The organism is Leisingera thetidis (genome assembly GCF_025857195.1).
Classification (GTDB): domain Bacteria; phylum Pseudomonadota; class Alphaproteobacteria; order Rhodobacterales; family Rhodobacteraceae; genus Leisingera; species Leisingera thetidis.
The window spans coordinates 347,741-364,495 of the sequence record NZ_CP109787.1; the positions used below are offsets into that span (position 1 = coordinate 347,741).

11 protein-coding genes and 6 pseudogenes are annotated in these 16,755 nt (G+C 61.7%); 12 read left to right on the forward strand and 5 right to left on the reverse strand.

All coding sequences use genetic code 11. The features are described 5' to 3' along the window. Positions 1-28 precede the first annotated feature (28 nt). Positions 29-1,357 (forward strand): annotated as a pseudogene (locus OKQ63_RS01730) (IS110 family RNA-guided transposase). 202 nt (positions 1,358-1,559) lie between these two features. Here OKQ63_RS01730 and OKQ63_RS01735 read toward each other — a convergent pair. Next, positions 1,560-2,491 (reverse strand): annotated as a pseudogene (locus OKQ63_RS01735) (transposase); the annotation flags it as partial. Positions 2,492-2,569: 78 nt separating this feature from the next. On the opposite strand from OKQ63_RS01735, the pseudogene OKQ63_RS01740 reads away from it, so the two are divergent. Then, positions 2,570-2,779 (forward strand): annotated as a pseudogene (locus tag OKQ63_RS01740) (tyrosine-type recombinase/integrase); the annotation flags it as partial. A 71-nt stretch (positions 2,780-2,850) separates the two neighbouring features. Here OKQ63_RS01740 and OKQ63_RS01745 read toward each other — a convergent pair. Beyond that, positions 2,851-4,004 (reverse strand): IS3 family transposase gene (locus OKQ63_RS01745; RefSeq protein WP_434086029.1). Its coding sequence is split into 2 segments (ribosomal slippage): positions 2,851-3,743 and positions 3,743-4,004, totalling 1,155 coding nucleotides; the frame shifts between segments, so codons are not numbered across the junction. Positions 4,005-4,086: 82 nt separating this feature from the next. Between OKQ63_RS01745 and OKQ63_RS01750 the strand changes: the two are divergent. Then, positions 4,087-4,848 (forward strand): annotated as a pseudogene (locus OKQ63_RS01750) (IS91 family transposase); the annotation flags it as partial. Positions 4,849-5,011: 163 nt separating this feature from the next. Here the strand turns inward: OKQ63_RS01750 and OKQ63_RS01755 are convergent. Continuing rightward, positions 5,012-7,039 (reverse strand): NADH:flavin oxidoreductase, encoded by a 2,028-nt coding sequence (locus OKQ63_RS01755; RefSeq protein ID WP_264212262.1) that lies wholly within the window; start codon positions 7,037-7,039, stop codon positions 5,012-5,014. A gap of 305 nt (positions 7,040-7,344) precedes the next feature. Further along, positions 7,345-7,824: an Lrp/AsnC family transcriptional regulator gene (locus OKQ63_RS01760; protein ID WP_264212263.1), complete on the reverse strand. Its 480-nt coding sequence runs from the start codon at positions 7,822-7,824 to the stop codon at positions 7,345-7,347. A gap of 141 nt (positions 7,825-7,965) precedes the next feature. Here OKQ63_RS01760 and OKQ63_RS01765 point away from each other — a divergent pair, with 141 nt between their 5' ends. The 4 genes and pseudogenes from OKQ63_RS01765 (at position 7,966) to OKQ63_RS01780 (ending at position 10,595) form a co-directional block, all read left to right on the forward strand. Continuing rightward, complete coding sequence (locus OKQ63_RS01765) at positions 7,966-9,003, forward strand: zinc-dependent alcohol dehydrogenase family protein (RefSeq protein WP_264212264.1); 1,038 nt, start codon at positions 7,966-7,968, stop codon at positions 9,001-9,003. 165 nt (positions 9,004-9,168) lie between these two features. Beyond that, a pseudogene (locus tag OKQ63_RS01770) lies at positions 9,169-9,693 on the forward strand (pyrroline-5-carboxylate reductase family protein); the annotation flags it as partial. Between the two features lie 107 nt (positions 9,694-9,800). Beyond that, positions 9,801-10,337, forward strand: coding sequence for an aminotransferase class I/II-fold pyridoxal phosphate-dependent enzyme (locus OKQ63_RS01775; protein WP_264213858.1), 537 nt, complete (start codon positions 9,801-9,803; stop codon positions 10,335-10,337). Positions 10,338-10,349: 12 nt separating this feature from the next. Then, the gene (locus OKQ63_RS01780; RefSeq protein ID WP_264212265.1) at positions 10,350-10,595 is read left to right on the forward strand and encodes a hypothetical protein; all 246 of its coding nucleotides are present in this window, start codon (positions 10,350-10,352) and stop codon (positions 10,593-10,595) included. Between the two features lie 358 nt (positions 10,596-10,953). Here the strand turns inward: OKQ63_RS01780 and OKQ63_RS01785 are convergent, their stop codons facing one another. Then, positions 10,954-11,985, reverse strand: a complete 1,032-nt coding sequence (locus tag OKQ63_RS01785; RefSeq protein ID WP_264212266.1) for an IS110 family RNA-guided transposase — start codon at positions 11,983-11,985, stop codon at positions 10,954-10,956. Between the two features lie 318 nt (positions 11,986-12,303). Between OKQ63_RS01785 and OKQ63_RS01790 the strand changes: the two genes are divergently transcribed. The 5 genes and pseudogenes from OKQ63_RS01790 to OKQ63_RS01810 form a co-directional block, all read left to right on the forward strand. After that, positions 12,304-12,795 (forward strand): Lrp/AsnC family transcriptional regulator, encoded by a 492-nt coding sequence (locus OKQ63_RS01790; protein ID WP_264212267.1) that lies wholly within the window; start codon positions 12,304-12,306, stop codon positions 12,793-12,795. Between the two features lie 162 nt (positions 12,796-12,957). Continuing rightward, complete coding sequence (locus OKQ63_RS01795; RefSeq protein WP_264212268.1) at positions 12,958-14,100, forward strand: glycine cleavage T C-terminal barrel domain-containing protein; 1,143 nt, start codon at positions 12,958-12,960, stop codon at positions 14,098-14,100. A gap of 32 nt (positions 14,101-14,132) precedes the next feature. Further along, positions 14,133-14,582: an OsmC family protein gene (locus OKQ63_RS01800; protein WP_264212269.1), complete on the forward strand. Its 450-nt coding sequence runs from the start codon at positions 14,133-14,135 to the stop codon at positions 14,580-14,582. Positions 14,583-14,604: 22 nt separating this feature from the next. Next, positions 14,605-15,405 (forward strand): enoyl-CoA hydratase, encoded by an 801-nt coding sequence (locus tag OKQ63_RS01805; RefSeq protein ID WP_264212270.1) that lies wholly within the window; start codon positions 14,605-14,607, stop codon positions 15,403-15,405. A gap of 4 nt (positions 15,406-15,409) precedes the next feature. After that, positions 15,410-16,657 (forward strand): annotated as a pseudogene (locus tag OKQ63_RS01810) (AMP-binding protein); the annotation flags it as partial. Positions 16,658-16,755 lie beyond the last annotated feature (98 nt).

Below are 16,755 nucleotides of genomic sequence, written 5' to 3' on the forward strand. Positions count from 1 at the left end.
ATAAACCACACCGCTGAGGAGACCGGCTATGACCGCCACCTATTCTACTGCGCCGACCTTACTGGTCGCCATCGACATTTCCAAACACCGCCACGAAGTTCTGATCGGTGCTCCCGGCAAGAAACGCCGCCGCCGCATGACCATCACCAATACTCTGGATGACTTCGGGCGTTTGGTGGCAGCTCTTTCCGGTTACGGCCTGCCGGTTAGGATCGGGTTCGAAGCAACCGGCAACTATCATCGGGCACTGGCACATCATCTCGGCCAGGCGGGGTTCGAGCTGAAGCTCGTGTCCTCCGTGGGCTTGGCCCGGACGCGGGAGGCCCTGCACAACAGCTGGGACAAGAACGACCCGAAGGACGCCCAGGTCATCCTTCACATGCTGGAAATTGGGGCCGTGCAGTTCTTCCACGATCCGCTGGCCACCGGAACCGCTGACATTCAGGAACTGTCAAAGACCCATGAAATCGTTTCGCGGTCGAAGACCGAACTCTGGCATCGCATCCTGACCCATTACCTGCCTCTGTATTTTCCCGAAGCCGAGCGGTTTCACAGAAGCTCCCGGACGGATTGGTTCCTGGCGTTTCTCGAGAAGTACCCGTCCCCTCACATGATCTCGGCCATGAGCCGGCAGGCATTCATCGCCGATGCCTGGCAAGTCGTCGGCCGCAAGGTTGCCAAAGAACGCCTGCTTTCAGACATTTACACGACTGCTGCGGGTTCAGTCGGGCTTCCTGTCGGCCCGCATTCCGACGCCGTGCGTATGTTCCGCCTCGTTCTCGCCGAAGGCCGCAGCCTGATCCGACAGCGCAATGAGATTGAGGCCAGATCCGTCGAACTTCTGTCCGGCCTGCCTGACTATCAGCTGCTGACGACCATCCCCGGCATCGGCCCGATCAACGCAATGACCATCCTGGCTGAGGCGGGTGATCTGCGCCGCTTCCGGCATCACCGCCAGTTCCTTAAGTTCTGCGGCATGCATTGCCCGGAAGGCGATTGCGTAGCAATCTGCCGAGAGGGATCTCGCCACCGTGCAATCCGGGATGTTCCGCGGACAAAGCAAGATCTCCAAGTATGGCAATGCCCGGCTCCGGCGCACGCTCTGGATGGCGGGTCAGACGGCCGCGTTGAAGAAGACAAACAGCTTCCGCGACAAGTTTGAGCGTTACATTTCGAAGGACCGGCACAATGCTCACCTGCGCCGCAAGGCCTATACCGCGATTGCTGCCAAGATGGCGCGCACCGTTCACGCCGTGGTCAAACACGGTGAACCTTATCGCCCCTTCTTCGAGGGGTGAGCCCAGGCGGAAGGACCTCTCTCTGTAATGGCCGTGGAGGCAGTTCGCTGACCTCGTAGATAATGTTCGGGCTTTCTGCTTGGGATTTGGGATCTCGTATTAAGGACGGTGAGGGCCGCCGGAGCGCGTACCCTGTGTTTGCTATGGAAGAGATCATTTCTTGACGGCAGAGCCCGTCTGGGCAAACCTGTCAGGGCGTCCGGGGCTCCGGATGCTCCATGACCTGCTGACCTAAGCAGCCGGAATTTCCCGACATAGGACGTTGTCCACCCTGATCGTCTTCGGTGAACCGCGCCATTCGATGATCTGGTTCAGCGCCCGGACGACGCGTTCGGCGGGTAGCGAGAAGTCGATCTCGATGCCCAGGCCTTCGCGGTTGAAGTCGTCCAGGACGTTCAACAGCCGGAACTGGCGGCCATCTCCAAGGCGATCCGCCATGAAATCCATGGACCAGACCTCATTCGCAGCCTGCGGAACCGCCAGCGTTTCGGGCTTGTCCCGCTTCAACCGCTTGCGCGGCTTGATCCTGAGATTCAGCTCCAGTTCGCGGTAGATCCGGTAGACCCGCTTGTGGTTCCAGCCATGTCCTTGGACATTGCGCATGTACAGGAAACACAGGCCGAAGCCCCAGGTCTTCTTCGCAGTCGTCAGCCCGAGGAGCAGATTGGCGATCTGCTCGTTCTCGTCGTCGAGCTTCGGGCTGTAGCGATAGCAGGTCTCGCTGACATCGAATGCTCGGCAGGCCAGCGCAATGCTGACGCCCTTCATCGCCACCGCTTTCACGGCCAACTCTCGGCGTTGAGCTGGCCGGATCGTTCGATCCTTCTCTCGAACCAGCGGCGTTCAGGATCTTACTTATCCAAGCGCCTCCTTGAGCAGGTCGTTCTGCATGCTGACGTCGGCAAACATGCGCTTCAGCCGCCGGTTCTCCTCGGCCATTGCCGCTCGCCATTGTCCTCGGACCAATGGCGGACAAAGGCTCGCTCTCACTGATGAGGCTGGCGTCCATGCCGCCATACTTCGCCCGCCATTTGTACAGGGCCGCGCTGGTTCGGCGGGGAATTGATCCACTGGATCAATTCCTATTCCACCTCACTCCCGTGCTCTCGGCACAGCTCGGCGGCAGGCACACCGCCTTCCATCTGGCGCAGCACGCCCATGATTTGCGCTTCTGTGAACCGTGTCTTCTTCATCGGAATCTCCTCGTTCATCCTGCCGAGAAAATTCTACTTTCGCATCCCCCTAAGATCGGGGGGGATTACCCTGTCGCGGGGCTGCTGGAGCTTTTGCGCGACTATTGGCGCGAGGCGCGGCCGGAGGGCTGGCTGTTCCCGGGCAAGCCGAAGATCAACCCGCTGTCACCGCGGCAACTGAACCGGGCGTTCACGTCCGCAAAACACATGGCAGGGATCAACAAGCCCGCGACCCTGCACACACTCCGCCAAAGCTTCGCGACGCATCTGCTGGAGGCGGGAACGGATGGGCATGACCAGCGTGCTGCATACCTGGGGATTGAGCTACTCCCCGATCGTTGGACAGGATCTGGCGTAATTTAAGCTACTTTCTGCCGCTGCTGACCAGGTTGGGTTTCGTCTTTTCTCAGCCAATAGACCACGGCAGGAGGCTTGCCGCCAAGGGCGGAATGTGGGCGTTTTCGATTATAGAACTCGATCCATCTGCCGACGCCTGCCTTCGCCTCTGATCCAGTCTCCCAAGCGTGCAGGTAGACGCACTCGTATTTCAGACTCCGCCAGAGCCGCTCGACGAAGATGTTATCGAGGAACCGGCCTTTGCCATCCATCGAGATGCGCACACCGGATCGCCGCAGCCTGTCCGTCCAGGCGAAGGACGTGAACTGGCTGCCCTGATCTGTATTCATGATCTCGGGCGGACCGAACTTGTGGATGGCCTCGTTCAGCGCCTCGACACAGAAGTCCGCTTCCAGCGTGTTCGAGATGCGCCAGGCCAGCACCTTGCGGGTGTGCCAGTCAATGATCGCCACCAGATACAGGAACCCCTTGCGCATTGGCAGATAGGTGATGTCTGCCGCCCAGACCTGGTTCGGGCGCCCCACCCGCAGACCACGCAGCAGATAGGGGTAGGTCTTGTGTCCCTTCGCTGCCTTGCTGGTGTTGGGCTTCTGGTAGATCGACATGAGCCCCATCACCCTCATCAGCCGCCTGATCCGCTTTTCGTTCACCAAATGACCCTCATTGCGCAGATGCCAAGTCATCTGCCGCACACCGAAGAACGGCGTTTCCAGGAACTGTTCGTCGATCCGACGCATCAGCATCAGGTTCAGAGCCGTCTCGCCTTTGGGTTGATAATAGAACGACGACCGCGAGATCGACAGCAGCTTGCACTGCTTGCCAATGGGCAGATTGGCATTGGCAGGCTCGATCATTTTCCGCCTCACTTGCCGATCCACGGTTTGAGCTTTCGTGACAAAAAATCGTTGGCAACGGCCAGCTCCCCAATCTTAGCGTGCAGCTCTTTGACCTGCTCTTCGTCAATCTCCGGGGTTTTCTTGCCGCCACGCTCGAACACGCCGGACGCGCCCTCCAGGAGCGCCCGCTTCCAGCTGTGGATCATCGTCGGATGAACGCCAAATTGGCTTGCCAGCTCTGCAACAGTCCGCTCGCCCTTCAAAGCCTCAAGCGCGACCTTGGCCTTGAACTCAGGCGAATGGTTCTTCCGTTTCGACATCTCTGATCTCCTCTGCGTCGAAGATCAACAGACAGCAATTCGTAGCTTACGTCAGTGTCCGAAATTCAGGGGGTAGCTCAGATCGGCGCTGACCCATCACCCCCACATCCCTATGATCGTGCCCGGCGGCGGCCTGTTGCCGGGCGGCACAAGAGGGATCGCCTGCCGGCCTGGGGTCTTCCTGCATGTGCGGGTCCTGTCGCGCTTGTTCCGGCAGCTGTTTCTGGAGGGGCTTATGGCGCTTCACCGCGCCGGGGAACTGGCCTTATTCGGCGGCCTGGAACCGCTGGCGCAGGCCGATGCCTGCGCAGGGTGGCTGGCTCCTTTGCGCAAGTCCGAATGAATGGTCATCGTGCCGGAGGCGCGTCTTCGACACGACGCCAAACCGCCCTTCGGAGGCCCGGAAGCCGTGCTCGCCTATCTCAGCCGGTACACCCACAGGGTGGCCATCTCGAACCACCGCCTCGTCAGCGCCGACGCGGGCACCGTGGCATCCCGTTGGCAGGACTACCGCATCAAGTCCGGCGACCGGCAGAAGGTCATGCGTTTGGCCACGCCCGAGTTCATCCGCCGCTTCCTGATCCACGTCCTGCCCGATGGATTCCACCGCATCCGGCACTACGGCTTGCTCGCCTCAGCGCAGCGCAAGGCCAACATCGCGCGGTGCCGTGCCCTGCTCGGAGCAATGAGCCCGGCACAAGAACCGGCAGAAGCCGCCGAGGTCCTCCCGCTCACCCTGCGTGAGCCATGCCCCTGCTGTGGCGGGACAATGCGCATCGTCGAGATCTTCCGCCGCGGTCAGAAGCCGTCATCTCGAGCACCCCCCCGGGAGCAGGCCGCATGACGCAACGCCCGTCTAAACGCGCGAAACTCACCAGCTGCCGCCCGCAGGCACCCCGCCGTCACGCAGCGGCCCGCATCGAAAAACCTTCAGGTTTCCGGCCATTCGCTGCGTTCTGCCTGAACGTCCGCTCCCCACCTTCAGCAATAGATGCGCGTGGCTTTGTTCAGACCAAATTGCAAATACGCAAGGCGTCGAGAATTGCGGCGTGCATATTGCGACCTGCAACTGCGTCACCAATGCGAGCCAGATGAAACTGGCCGGTCTGCTCTTCGTCCTTGAACGGGAACACGCCATTGATCAGCGCTTTGTGGTCGATCTGTCCAAGGTTTCGCGAGCTTGGCTTAAGGTCATGATAGAGCTCATCTATCGGGGTCAAGCCATGCTCGACGACCACGTGGTCGACAAAACGTTCGGTGATTTCGCCCGTCAATACATGGCGCAGGCAGACGCGAACCCGGTTTCCCTCGCGTGTCAGAGTGTGGAGTTCCTGAAGGCAGGTGAAGGTAACGCCATTGGCGGCCAGATCGCGCAAGGCGACGGCTGAGGTCGTCGGGCCAAGGTCATGCAGAAGCGCCCGGTCGGGGGTCACGAGCTCGACGCTGTGACCGGCGCCTGCGAGCGTGTCGGCCGTGACCGCGGCGGGGTGGTCGCCGACCTCGTCGAACAAAAGCACCTCGCCCGAGACACGCGCTTCTCCGGAAAGCACCTCCCAGCTGGAGAGCGCCAGTTCGCCGCCGGGGATGAGCAATGGCCCGGGCCAGCCGCCGGTGGCAATGATGACCAGATCGGGGGCCTCCGCGAGCACGTCACCGGCTTCGGCATAGGTATTCAGGCGGAGGCCGACGCCGAGGGCGGTCACCTCGGAAATCAGCCAGTCGGCAACCCCCCAAACCTGCCTGCGCGTCATGCCCTTGGCGGCCAGAACGAGCTGCCCGCCCAGCCGGTCTGACGCCTCGAACAGAACAACATCGTGACCGCGCAGGGCACTGACCCGCGCGGCCTCCAGCCCGGCAGGCCCGCCGCCGACGACAACCACCTTCCTTTGTGTGCCGCTGGTCGGAATGACATGGGGCAAAGCTTGTTCGCGCCCGGTGGCGGCATTGTGCCCGCATACGGCGGGCTTGCCCTGATTGACCCGGTCCACGCAATACCCGAGGCCGACGCAGGGGCGGATGCGTTCCTCCTCCCCGCGTGAAAGTTTCGCCACCAGATAGGGATCCGCCATTTGGGCGCGCGTCATGCCCACCAGATCGACATGGCCGCCGGAAACCGCGTGGCGGGCGGTTGCAATGTCGGCGATGCCGCCTGCGTGCAGAACCGGCAGGCTGACGGCCTCGCGAATGCGTCCGGCCACGGTGATATGCGGGGCGGCGGGCAGGCCCATAGGACGCACCCATTCCGCAAGACCAAGGTCATCGTAGGGCGCCCCGGCCAGGATGTTGAGCAGGTCGACATGGCAACTGTCCTCCAGCATCCGGGCGGCGGCGACGCAGTCCTCGGCGTTCAGCCCGCCCTCGGTCAATTCATCGCCGGTGATGCGCATGGACAGTATGAACTTCGGGCCGACCTCTGCGCGCACGGCGTCCAGAACCTGCAGGGTGAGGCGCATGCGGTTCTCCAACGGTCCACCATAGTCATCGTCGCGTTGGTTGGTCAGGGGGGACAGAAACTGGCCCAGCAGGTGCGAGTGGGACAGAAGCTCGATCCCATCGAACCGGCCTTGCTGACAGCGCCGCGCCGCGGCGGCAAAATCGCCGATCACCCGGTCGATGTCCTCTTGTTCCATCACTTTGGGAAAGGCGCGGTGTGCGCGTTCGCGGACTCCGGAGGGTGCCAGAACCGGCAGCCAATGCCCATCGTCCCAAGCGGTTCGGCGGCCCATATGGGTGATCTGGCACATGACAGCGGCCCCGTGCGCGTGAACGCCATCCGTAAGCTTCCGGAACCAGGGAATGATACTGTCGTCGCCAGCATAGAGCTGGCCGAACACAGAGGGGCTGTCGGGGGCGATATTGGTCGATCCTCCGACCATGGTCAGGGCAACGCCACCCTTGGCCTTCTCTTCGTGATACAGCCTGTAGCGGTCCCGCGGGTGGCCGTCCTCGACATAGTTGGGCGCATGAGATGTGCTTACGATACGGTTGCGCAGCGTCAGGTGCTTGAGCTGAAACGGATCAAGTAGTTTGGCCACGATTATTTCCCTTCGGTCACACCATCAGTTTAAAAGCCGCTCTGCGTCGGGGCCGCTGACCCGCTGCAATGCCTGAAGAGGTACGTTATTGAAGGTATGCTACTTGTGAAGCTCGTATGAGATTTCACCGCTTCCGACACGGAGCCACAAAAAGACGACCAGACCAAGTGGCACAAATGTGGAAGCTTCGTTAGACAGAGACGGAGACTTGACACTCGCCGCACGATCCACCAAGCGCGGCAAAGGGCCGAAAGCGTCAAGGACGCCAAACAGGCTCTCCGATTTTCGACTGAACAGCAGGCTCCTCAATTGCCGGCAGCTGACGTTACTGGCAACTTGCTCGACGCCTTCATCTCCTTCAGCGACAGGTTGGAGCGGATGCTGGTCACCCCGGGCAGCCGCCGCAACGTGCTGTCGACGAAGACGCTGTAATCGTCGAGGTCCCGCGCCACCACGATCAGCAGGAAATCGTCCGCTCCAGTGGTGTTGTGGCAGGCAAGGATGTTCGGCGTCGTTTGCACGATACGCTGGAACTCGGCGGTGGCCGCCTGGTCGTGCTCGGAGCAGCGCAGCTGGACGAAGGCCATGACGCCGAGGCCCAGTTTCCGGCGGTTCAGATTGGCCTGGTAGCCTTCGATGATGCCGCTTTCCTCGAGCCGCTTCAGCCTTCGCCAGCAGGGAGTTTCGCTCATCCCGATGCGTTCGGCGAGCTTGGCATTGGTCATTCGGCCGTCGTCTTGCAGCAGGGTCAGAAGCGCGGCGTTGACGCCGTCGATCTCGGGCATGGGGCGGATTCTTTCTCGATGCGGGGCGTTCATAGGGGGTGCTGCCCCAAATATTGCTCCAGTGAAGAAGAATGGCAAAGGTATTCCACGTGCCGGGCGGTAATCTGCCCTCGAAATCCCCGCAAGCTGAAAGTCCCTGCCATGAAAGCCGTCCTTTTCGAAAAGTTCCAGGAAGCCCCCAAGCTCACGACCGTAGTCGATCCGACGCCCGAGCCGCATGGCGTGGTGCTCAAGGTGGCCGCGACCGGAGTCTGCCGAAGCGACTGGCACGGCTGGATGGGCCATGACAGCGGCATCGACCTGCCGCATGTGCCGGGGCACGAGCTGGCCGGAGTGGTCGAGGCCGTCGGCAAGGACGTGAAGAACTGGAAGCCCGGCGACAAGGTCACCGTGCCCTTCATCTGCGGCTGCGGCAGCTGCTCGGAATGTCACTCCGGCAACCAGCAGGTCTGCCTGCACCAGGAACAGCCGGGCTTTACCCACTGGGGGTCGTTTGCGGAATATGTGCCGATCCATCAGGCAGACCTGAACCTCGTGGCGCTGCCCGAGACGATGGATTTTGCCACCGCTGCCAGCCTCGGCTGTCGCTTTGCCACCTCGTTCCGGGCGGTGATTGATCAAGGCAAGGTCAGCGCGGGCCAGTGGGTGGCGGTGCATGGCTGTGGCGGCGTGGGCCTCTCGGCGGTGATGATTGCGGCGGCAGCGGGGGCGAATGTAATCGGCGTGGACCTCGACCCGGCCAAGCTGGCCTTGGCGAAGGAGCTTGGCGCCGTTACGGTCATCAACGGCAAGGAAGCAGACGTGCCCGCCGCCATCCGGGAGATCACCAAGGGTGGCGCGCATGTCTCCCTCGACGCTTTGGGGCACCCCGTGACCATGACGAACTCGATCCTCTGCCTGCGGCCGCGCGGAAAGCACGTGCAGGTGGGGCTGATGCTGGGCGAGCACGCAGCCCCCGCGATCCCGATGCCGAAGATCGTCGGGCAGGAAATCGAACTTCTCGGTTCGCACGGGATGCAGGCGCATCGCTACGGCGCAATGCTGGACATGGTGGCGAGCGGACGGCTCGATCCGGCGCGGCTGGTGGGGCAGCAGATCAGCCTTGCAGAGGCGCCACAGGCCCTGATGGAGATGGACAGGTTCCAGTCGGTCGGCGCCACCGTCATCACCCGGTTCTGAGACATGGAGACCATCGCATTCATCGGCGGGCTGATCGTCCAAGGCATGGCACCGGCGCAGATCACCGTCATCGATCCCGGCGCGGACCAGCGGGCGCACTTGCAGGCGAGCTAGGGTGTTCGCACCACGGTCGGTGTAGCAGCGGGATGCGCCGAAGCGGACACCGTGGACCTTGCGGTCAAGCCGCAGGTCATCCCGCATGTGGCCGAGCGGGTCGTGGGCGCGCTGAAGGGCAAGCTGTTGATCAGCATCGCGGCGGGGGTGCCGATAGCCCGGCTCAAGGCGCTCTTCGGGCCCATGGCCATCGTCCGGACCATGCCGAACACCCCGGACTTGCTGGGGCTCGGCGCGACGGGGAGCTTCGCCAATGACCGCGTTGATGCGGCGCAGCGCGCCCGCGCTCGGACCATCGTCGAAGCCTTTGGTCTTTGCGTCGGCCTCCCGCGCGAAGACCTGCTGGATGCGGTCACAGCCGTCTCCGGCAGCGGCCCGGCCTATTTTTTCCTGTTGGTCGAAGAGATGATCCGCGCCGGCGTCACCCTCGGCCTTATGCGCGAAGATGCCACCGCGCTGACCCTGCAAACCGCGCTTGGCGCGGCCTCCATGGCCGCTCAGGGCAACGTGCCGCCCGAGGAACTGCGCCGCAGGGTGACCTCGCCCAATGGCACGACCCACGCCGCCATTACCTCGATACAGCAGGATGGCTTGACGGACATGATCTCGCGCGCGATGACCGCCTGCCGGAGCCGCCGACCGTCTGGCTGCAAGCCCCGACCTACGGCAATTACGTTCCAACCCTGGCGGCCGCCGGTGCGCGCCATCAGGCGCTGCCCTACTACGACCCGCTGTGCAGCGAACTCACATTTGACCAGATGCTGGACGGACCGAAGGCCGCACGCCCCGGCGATGTCTTCCTGATGCAGGGCGTCTGTCACAACCCGACGGGCGCGGACATGAGCGAAGACCAGTTCACAGCGCTTCTCGACACGCTTGAAGCCCTTGGGATCGTGCCTTGGGTCGACCTGGCCTACCTCGGCTTCGCGCAAGATTTCGACGCGGATTGCGCCATGGCACGCCAGATCGCAGAACGCTTTCCCGAATGCATTGTCTGCATCACCCTGTCAAAGTCCTTCGGCATTTACCGCGACCGCGCGGGGGCGCTGTTCGTCAAGACCCGCACCCGCGACCAGGCGGGTATCACCCGAGCCGTCACGGCCACCGCCCGTTCGGGGGCTTCGCACGCTTCGGACCATGGTCCGGCGGTGGTGCGGACAATCCTGCAGAATGTGGACATGAAGGCTCTCTGGTTGCGCGAACTCGACCAAATGCGCTAGCGCGTGGCGCGCATGCGCGAGCAGATCGTGGCGATAGAACAAAATATGTTCGGCACCCACCGGCTGGCATTTCTCGGGCGGCAGGTCGGGATGTTTTCGCTCCTGCCGCTAGGCGTCGCGCAGGAAATAGCGCTGACCCAGGACCACGGCATTCACGTCATTGAAGGCGGTCGGATCAACGTCGCGCGCCTCGGGAATGAAGATGTCCGTTGGTTGGTTGGCGCCGTTTGCGGGATCATGTCGAGGCCCTCCCGATGAAACACGCACGTGCATTTCGCCAGCCTGACGTCGGCTAAGTTGTCGAGGAACTTCGGTGAAGCGAATGTCATGTGTGGATTTATTGGACCCCGCCTGATTGCAACGGTCTGTTTGGTTCCGGCTTCGAGGTCGCGATTGCTGATGTATATCCGGCTTCTTAGGGCGGCCCGATATTTCGTTGCCGCGAGCCCCGATGGAATTCCGCTTGCTTCTACCTCATCGCCCCTAAGGCATCGGTGCTGACCTTGCCGATCCACACATCAGGTTCGAGAAGCAACGGGCGTGACCCTTTTCCATCTCCTGGCAGATGTTGCAATATTCTGGGTAGCTCTCCTTTATTGACTTTCCGAGGTGCCGTTCAAGCGAACGACACGGCGGGTTCTGGGCGGTAGTTCTGATCTCTCGCTAAGAGCGACCAGACTATCCGAGCGTTCTTGTTAGTCAGTGCCACCGAGACGACATTCGGATGCCGCCGTTCGCGCATCCGCGCGATCCATTGGCTGCGCGTATCGGTTTTCCCGGCCGCCTTTCCAAGCACAGCTCGTGCGCCGTGGATCATCAGTGTGCGCAGGTATCGGTCGCCGCGCTTGCTGATCCCGAACAAGTGTGCTTTTCCACCGCTTGACCGTTGTTTTGGAACGAGCCCCAGCCACGCGGCAAATTGACGACCATTCTTGAAGCAGGATTTATCACCGACTACTGCTACCAATGCCGTTGCTGTAATCGGGCCAACACCTTCGATTTGACCAATGCGCTGGCACATCTCATTGGCGCGGAAGAGGTTCTTGATCCGCCGGTTGTAGCCTGCAAGACGGCTGTCGAGTTCGGCCAGTTCCTCACGCATGTCGCGCAACATATCAATGAAGATCTCCCCAAATTCGCCCTGATTGCTATCGACGATTTCACTGAGGGCACGCCGGATGCGGGTGATGTCCCGCGCCACCACGACACCATGTTCCCCAAGCAAACCGCGGACTTGGTTTGCCAGCCGGGTGCGGTTTGCGACCACGCGCTGGCGGATACGGTGGACCGCCTGGATTTCAAGCTGTTCAGCCGACTTAGGGGGGACAAACCGCATTGATGGCCGGCCGGCAGCCTCGCAAATCGCTTCGGCATCGTTGCGATCGTTCTTGTTCGATTTCACATAAGGTTTCACGAACTGTGGAGAGATCAGCCGCACCTCGTGGCCCAAATCGGTCAGAACCCGTGCCCAAAAATGCGATCCGCAACAGGCTTCCATACCGACAATACAGGGCGGCAATTCTGCGAAGAACTGCGCAACAGCGTCTCGCCGGAGGGTCTTCCGGAAAACCACTTCTTCAGTCGTGCCCACTGCGTGAACTTCGAAAACGTACTTGGCCAGATCCAGGCCGATCCTTTTGATTTGCATGTTATGATCCTCCAATTCTCCATTCGAAGATACGCCGCCCGAGGGCGGCGGGGCCCATACCATTGCTCCTGCAGAGCAAGACATTCAGAATAGTCAGTTGCAGAGCCCCCCGGAATTTTTATGCCGGTATCTTACCAAGGCGCAGTGGCAGTGGCTTGCTATCGGTTTCAAGCAATACGCTCTGTTGCAAATTTCGCCAGACGGTAATCAGCCAGTGGCCTGCGCCTCAAACCGCCTGCTGGAGCAAAATGTTGCTTCCGGGCTATTGCGGGTGATTGTATTGGACTGCCAAACCCTTGCTTTGAAAGGCCCCGATGCATGGACAAGTTCAGCCTTGATGCGACCGATATCCGCATCCTCAGCGCAGTCCAGAAGCACGGCCAGCTTAGCAAAACCAAGCTTGCGGAGATCGTCAACTTGTCGCCAACCCCGTGCTGGGCCCGGCTTACGAAATTGAAAGCAGCCGGGTTCATCCGCGGCTATCACGCCGACGTTGCACTCGACCGGGTCTGTGATTTCACGCAGGTGGTCGTGACCGTCTCTCTCACACATCACCGCAAGTCTGATTTTGACCGTTTCGAGGGCCATATCCGAAAGCTGGACGAGGTCACCGAATGCATCGCCACAGGCGGTGGCATGGATTACGTCATGAAGGTCTTTACACCAAGCCTGGCAGCATTTCAGGAGTTGATGGAAACCCTGCTGGCGGCCGAACTGGGGATTGACCGCTACATGACTTACATCGTGACGCGCCACGTCAAATCCGCCCAGCCGAATCTTTCCGGGTTGGCGGCCAGGTCCGGCAAATGACCGGAAGCGTCTGAACGGTCTGCAAGCCTGTCTGACATCAGTCCGTTTGGTCTGCCCAGGTCTTGTTTTTCAGTCCGCTCCCGGCCCGCCTGTGTGGGTAATCCTTCACCCAGTTCAAACAGTCCGCGGCAGATCGGGTCGCCGGTGCAAAGGGTGAAAGACATGACGCAATCAAACAGTTTCGGGTTCGGCACACAGATCCGCAAATCCCCCTATTTCGACGCCACCGTGCGCTGGGGCGCCAAGAGTTTCTCGGTGTACAACCACATGTACATCCCGCGCGATTTCGGCGATCCGGAGCAGAACTTCTGGAACCTGGTGAACGACGCGATCCTGTGCGATGTGGCGGTCGAGCGCCAGGTGGAGATCACCGGTCCGGATGCGGCGAAATTCGTGCAGATGCTGACCCCGCGCGACCTGTCGAAAATGGCGGTGGGCCAGTGCAAATACATCCTGATCACCAATGCCGATGGCGGCATCCTGAACGACCCGATCCTCCTGCGGCTGGCGGAGAACCACTTCTGGATCTCGCTGGCAGACAGCGACATTCTGCTGTGGGCGCAGGGCGTGGCGGTGCATTCCGGCATGGATGTCACCATCGGCGAGCCCGATGTTTCGCCGCTGCAGCTGCAGGGGCCGAAATCGGGTGAGATCATGCGCGCGCTGTTCGGCGACAGCATCATGGATCTGAAATACTACTGGCTGCGCGAGGTTGATCTGGACGGTATTCCGCTGATCGTGTCCCGCACCGGCTGGTCCAGCGAACTGGGATATGAGCTGTACCTACAGGACGGGTCGCGCGGTGATGAGCTGTGGGAAAAGATCATGGCAGCGGGGGAGCCGTTCGGGCTGAAGCCCGGCCATACCTCCTCGATCCGCCGTATCGAGGGCGGCATGCTGTCTTACCACGCTGACGCCGATATCAACACCAACCCCTATGAGCTTGGGCTGGACCGGCTGGTGAACCTCGATATGGAAGCCAGCTTCATCGGCAAGACGGCCCTGCGGGAAATCAAGGAGCAAGGCGTCAGCCGCAAGCAAGTGGGCCTGATCATTGAAGGCGCACCGTTGACCGGGCCCAACACCACCTTCTGGCCGGTCAGCAAGGATGGCACTGCCATCGGCAAGGTCACCTCTGCCGTCTATTCGCCGCGTCTGAAACAGAACATCGCCCTGGCGATGGTTGCTGCAGAGGACGCCGTCATCGGATCTGCGGTTGAGGTCATGACCGGTTCCGGCCAGGCCCGCGCCACCGTCGTGGAGCGGCCATTCTTCGACCCGAAAAAGACCCTCGCCGCTGCCTGACGCAGACAGAGTTCACGAACAGGGATTCCGCGATGTCCGATCTTTCCATCCAGCTGCATTGGCAGCGGGCCGAACCCGTACTGCAAACCGGCCGTTACTCGAACGCCCACACGGTGCAGTACAACAACAGCTATGATGTCCAAGTGGACTCCGCCCCCGACTGGGGCGGAGATCCGGGCAACACCAACCCGGAACAGGCGCTGGCCTCGGCCCTGTCCAGCTGCCACATGATGACCTTCCTGGCTCTGGCGGCCAAGGCCGGCTGGCCGGTGGCCACTTACCACGACTATGCGGAGGCGCATCTGGGCAAGAACCCCAAGGGCCAGATGTCGGTGACACGCATTGATCTGCACCCGGTGGTGCGCTTCGACACCGGCTTCTCCGTCAGTCCCAAGGAGCTGGAGGAGATGCAGGACCGCGCCCACCGCTATTGCTTTATTGCCAATACGCTTGCCGACAGCGTCGAGATCAACATCCGCTGAGCCCCGGAAAAGGAGATGCCCTGTGCAACAGCAAGACATTTTGCTGCGTGACCTGGATGACGATGGCATCCTGCGCCTGACCCTGAACGATGCCGGGCGGCGCAATGCGCTGTCCGAGACGATGCTGGAAACCCTGGCCAACGCCCTTGCTGTAGCAGGGGAAGACCCGCAGGTACGTGTCATCATCCTGGCCGCAAACGGTCCGGCATTTTGCGCGGGGCATGATCTGAAGGAAATGACCGCCGGACGCGCAGCCACGGACGGCGGGCGGGCCTATTTTGCCAAGGTGATGGCGATGTGCTCTGCCACCATGCAAGCCATTATGAACTGCCCCAAGCCGGTGATTGCCGAGGTCACAGGGATTGCCACCGCGGCAGGCTGCCAGCTGGTAGCCAGCTGTGATCTGGCCCTTGCCGAGGACACCGCGCAGTTCAGCACGCCGGGGGTGCATATCGGCCTGTTCTGTTCGACGCCGATGGTGGCGCTGTCACGCAATGTCTTCAGCAAGCATGCAATGGAAATGCTGCTGACCGGCGACATGACCCCGGCCCGGCGGGCAGAGGAGATCGGCCTGATCAACCGCGCCGTTCCACCCGCAGGGCTGCGGCAGGCCACGATGGAGATGGCCCGCAAGATCGCGTCCAAGTCGGTGATGACCCTGGCCACCGGCAAACGCGCTTTCTATGCGCAGCGCGAGATGCCCCTGGCCGACGCCTATACCTATGCTTCCGGCGTGATGGTCGACAACATGCTCGCCCGCGATGCCGAAGAGGGCATCGGCGCCTTCCTCGAAAAACGCCGCCCCCAATGGCAGGATCACTGAGACCATGACGGAAAACCCGTACAACACCGGTCTGGACCGCACTCCCGCGAACTATCAGCCGCTGACGCCGCTGACCTTCCTGGAACGCGCCGCCAGCGTCTTTCCGGGCCACACGGCGATCGTGCATGGGTCCCTGCGGCGCAGCTATGCGGAGTTTTTTGCGCGGTCGCGGCGGCTTGCCTCGGCCTTGGCCAAGAACGGGATCGGCCGCGGCGACACCGTGTCTGTCATGCTGCCCAATACGCCGGCCATGCTGGCATGCCACTAGGGCGTGCCGATGTGCGGCGCGGTGCTGCACTCGATCAACACAAGGCTGGATGCAGCGGTCATTGCGTTCCAGCTCGACCACGCGATGTCGAAACTGGTGATCGTGGACCGGGAATTCATGCCGCTGATGCAGGAGGCGCTGGCGCTTGCCACGGTCTCGCCGGTTCTGATCCAGTATGATGACCCAGAGTATGACGGTGTGTCGGCAGATGCAGAGGCCGCCGACTACGAGGTGTTTCTGACCCGCGGCAACCCGGATTTCGCCTGGCTGATGCCGGAGGACGAATGGGATGCGATCTCGATCAACTACACCTCCGGCACCACCGGCGACCCCAAAGGCGTGGTTTCGCACCACCGGGGCGCCTATCTGCTGGCGCAGGGCAAAGCGCTGACCACCTCGATGCAGAAGCACGCGGTCTATCTCTGGACCCTGCCGATGTTCCACTGCAACGGCTGGTGCTTCCCATGGACACTGTCCGCCATCGCAGGCACCCATGTGTGCTTGCGGCAAGTGCGGGCAGAACCCATCTGGAACGCCCTGGCGGACGAGGGCGTGACCCACCTGTGCGGCGCCCCCATTGTGATGTCGCTGCTGGTCTCGGCGCCGGAAGAGGCCAAGCGCAATCTCGACCAGCAGGTGCAGTTCTTCACCGCCGCCGCGCCGCCGCCGGAAAGCCTGCTGGCGGACATGAAGGCCGCAGGCTTTGAGGTGACCCACCTTTGCGGGCTGACGGAAACCTACGGTCCTGCGGTGGTCAATGACTGGCACCACAGCTGGTCGGATCTGCCGCCTGCCGAACAGGCCGCACTGAAGGCGCGCCAAGGCGTGCGCTACCTGCCGCTGGAACAGCTGGATGTGCTGGACCCGGAGACGATGCGGCCGGTGCCGCGCGACGGCCAGACCATAGGCGAGGTCATGTTCCGCGGAAACGTCGTGATGAAGGGCTACTTCCGCAACCCCAAGGCGACCGAGGAAGCCTTTGCCTCAAGGATCATTCCGCCCTCGGCATCGACAACACAGATGCTGGTCATCTCGAGTGAAACGTCGAGGCCCACATACAATACTCTGGTCATGGTCGTTCT

What these genes read in the sequence shown, in the direction of transcription:
- OKQ63_RS01785 (WP_264212266.1), bottom strand. Translation starts at nt 11,985, where the DNA reads ATGCAAATCAAAAGGATCGGCCTGGATCTGGCCAAGTACGTTTTCGAA.
- OKQ63_RS01765 (WP_264212264.1), top strand. Translation starts at nt 7,966, where the DNA reads ATGAAAGCCGTCCTTTTCGAAAAGTTCCAGGAAGCCCCCAAGCTCACG.
- OKQ63_RS01780 (WP_264212265.1), top strand. Translation starts at nt 10,350, where the DNA reads ATGCGCGAGCAGATCGTGGCGATAGAACAAAATATGTTCGGCACCCAC.
- OKQ63_RS01760 (WP_264212263.1), bottom strand. Translation starts at nt 7,824, where the DNA reads ATGCCCGAGATCGACGGCGTCAACGCCGCGCTTCTGACCCTGCTGCAA.
- OKQ63_RS01790 (WP_264212267.1), top strand. Translation starts at nt 12,304, where the DNA reads ATGGACAAGTTCAGCCTTGATGCGACCGATATCCGCATCCTCAGCGCA.
- OKQ63_RS01795 (WP_264212268.1), top strand. Translation starts at nt 12,958, where the DNA reads ATGACGCAATCAAACAGTTTCGGGTTCGGCACACAGATCCGCAAATCC.
- OKQ63_RS01800 (WP_264212269.1), top strand. Translation starts at nt 14,133, where the DNA reads ATGTCCGATCTTTCCATCCAGCTGCATTGGCAGCGGGCCGAACCCGTA.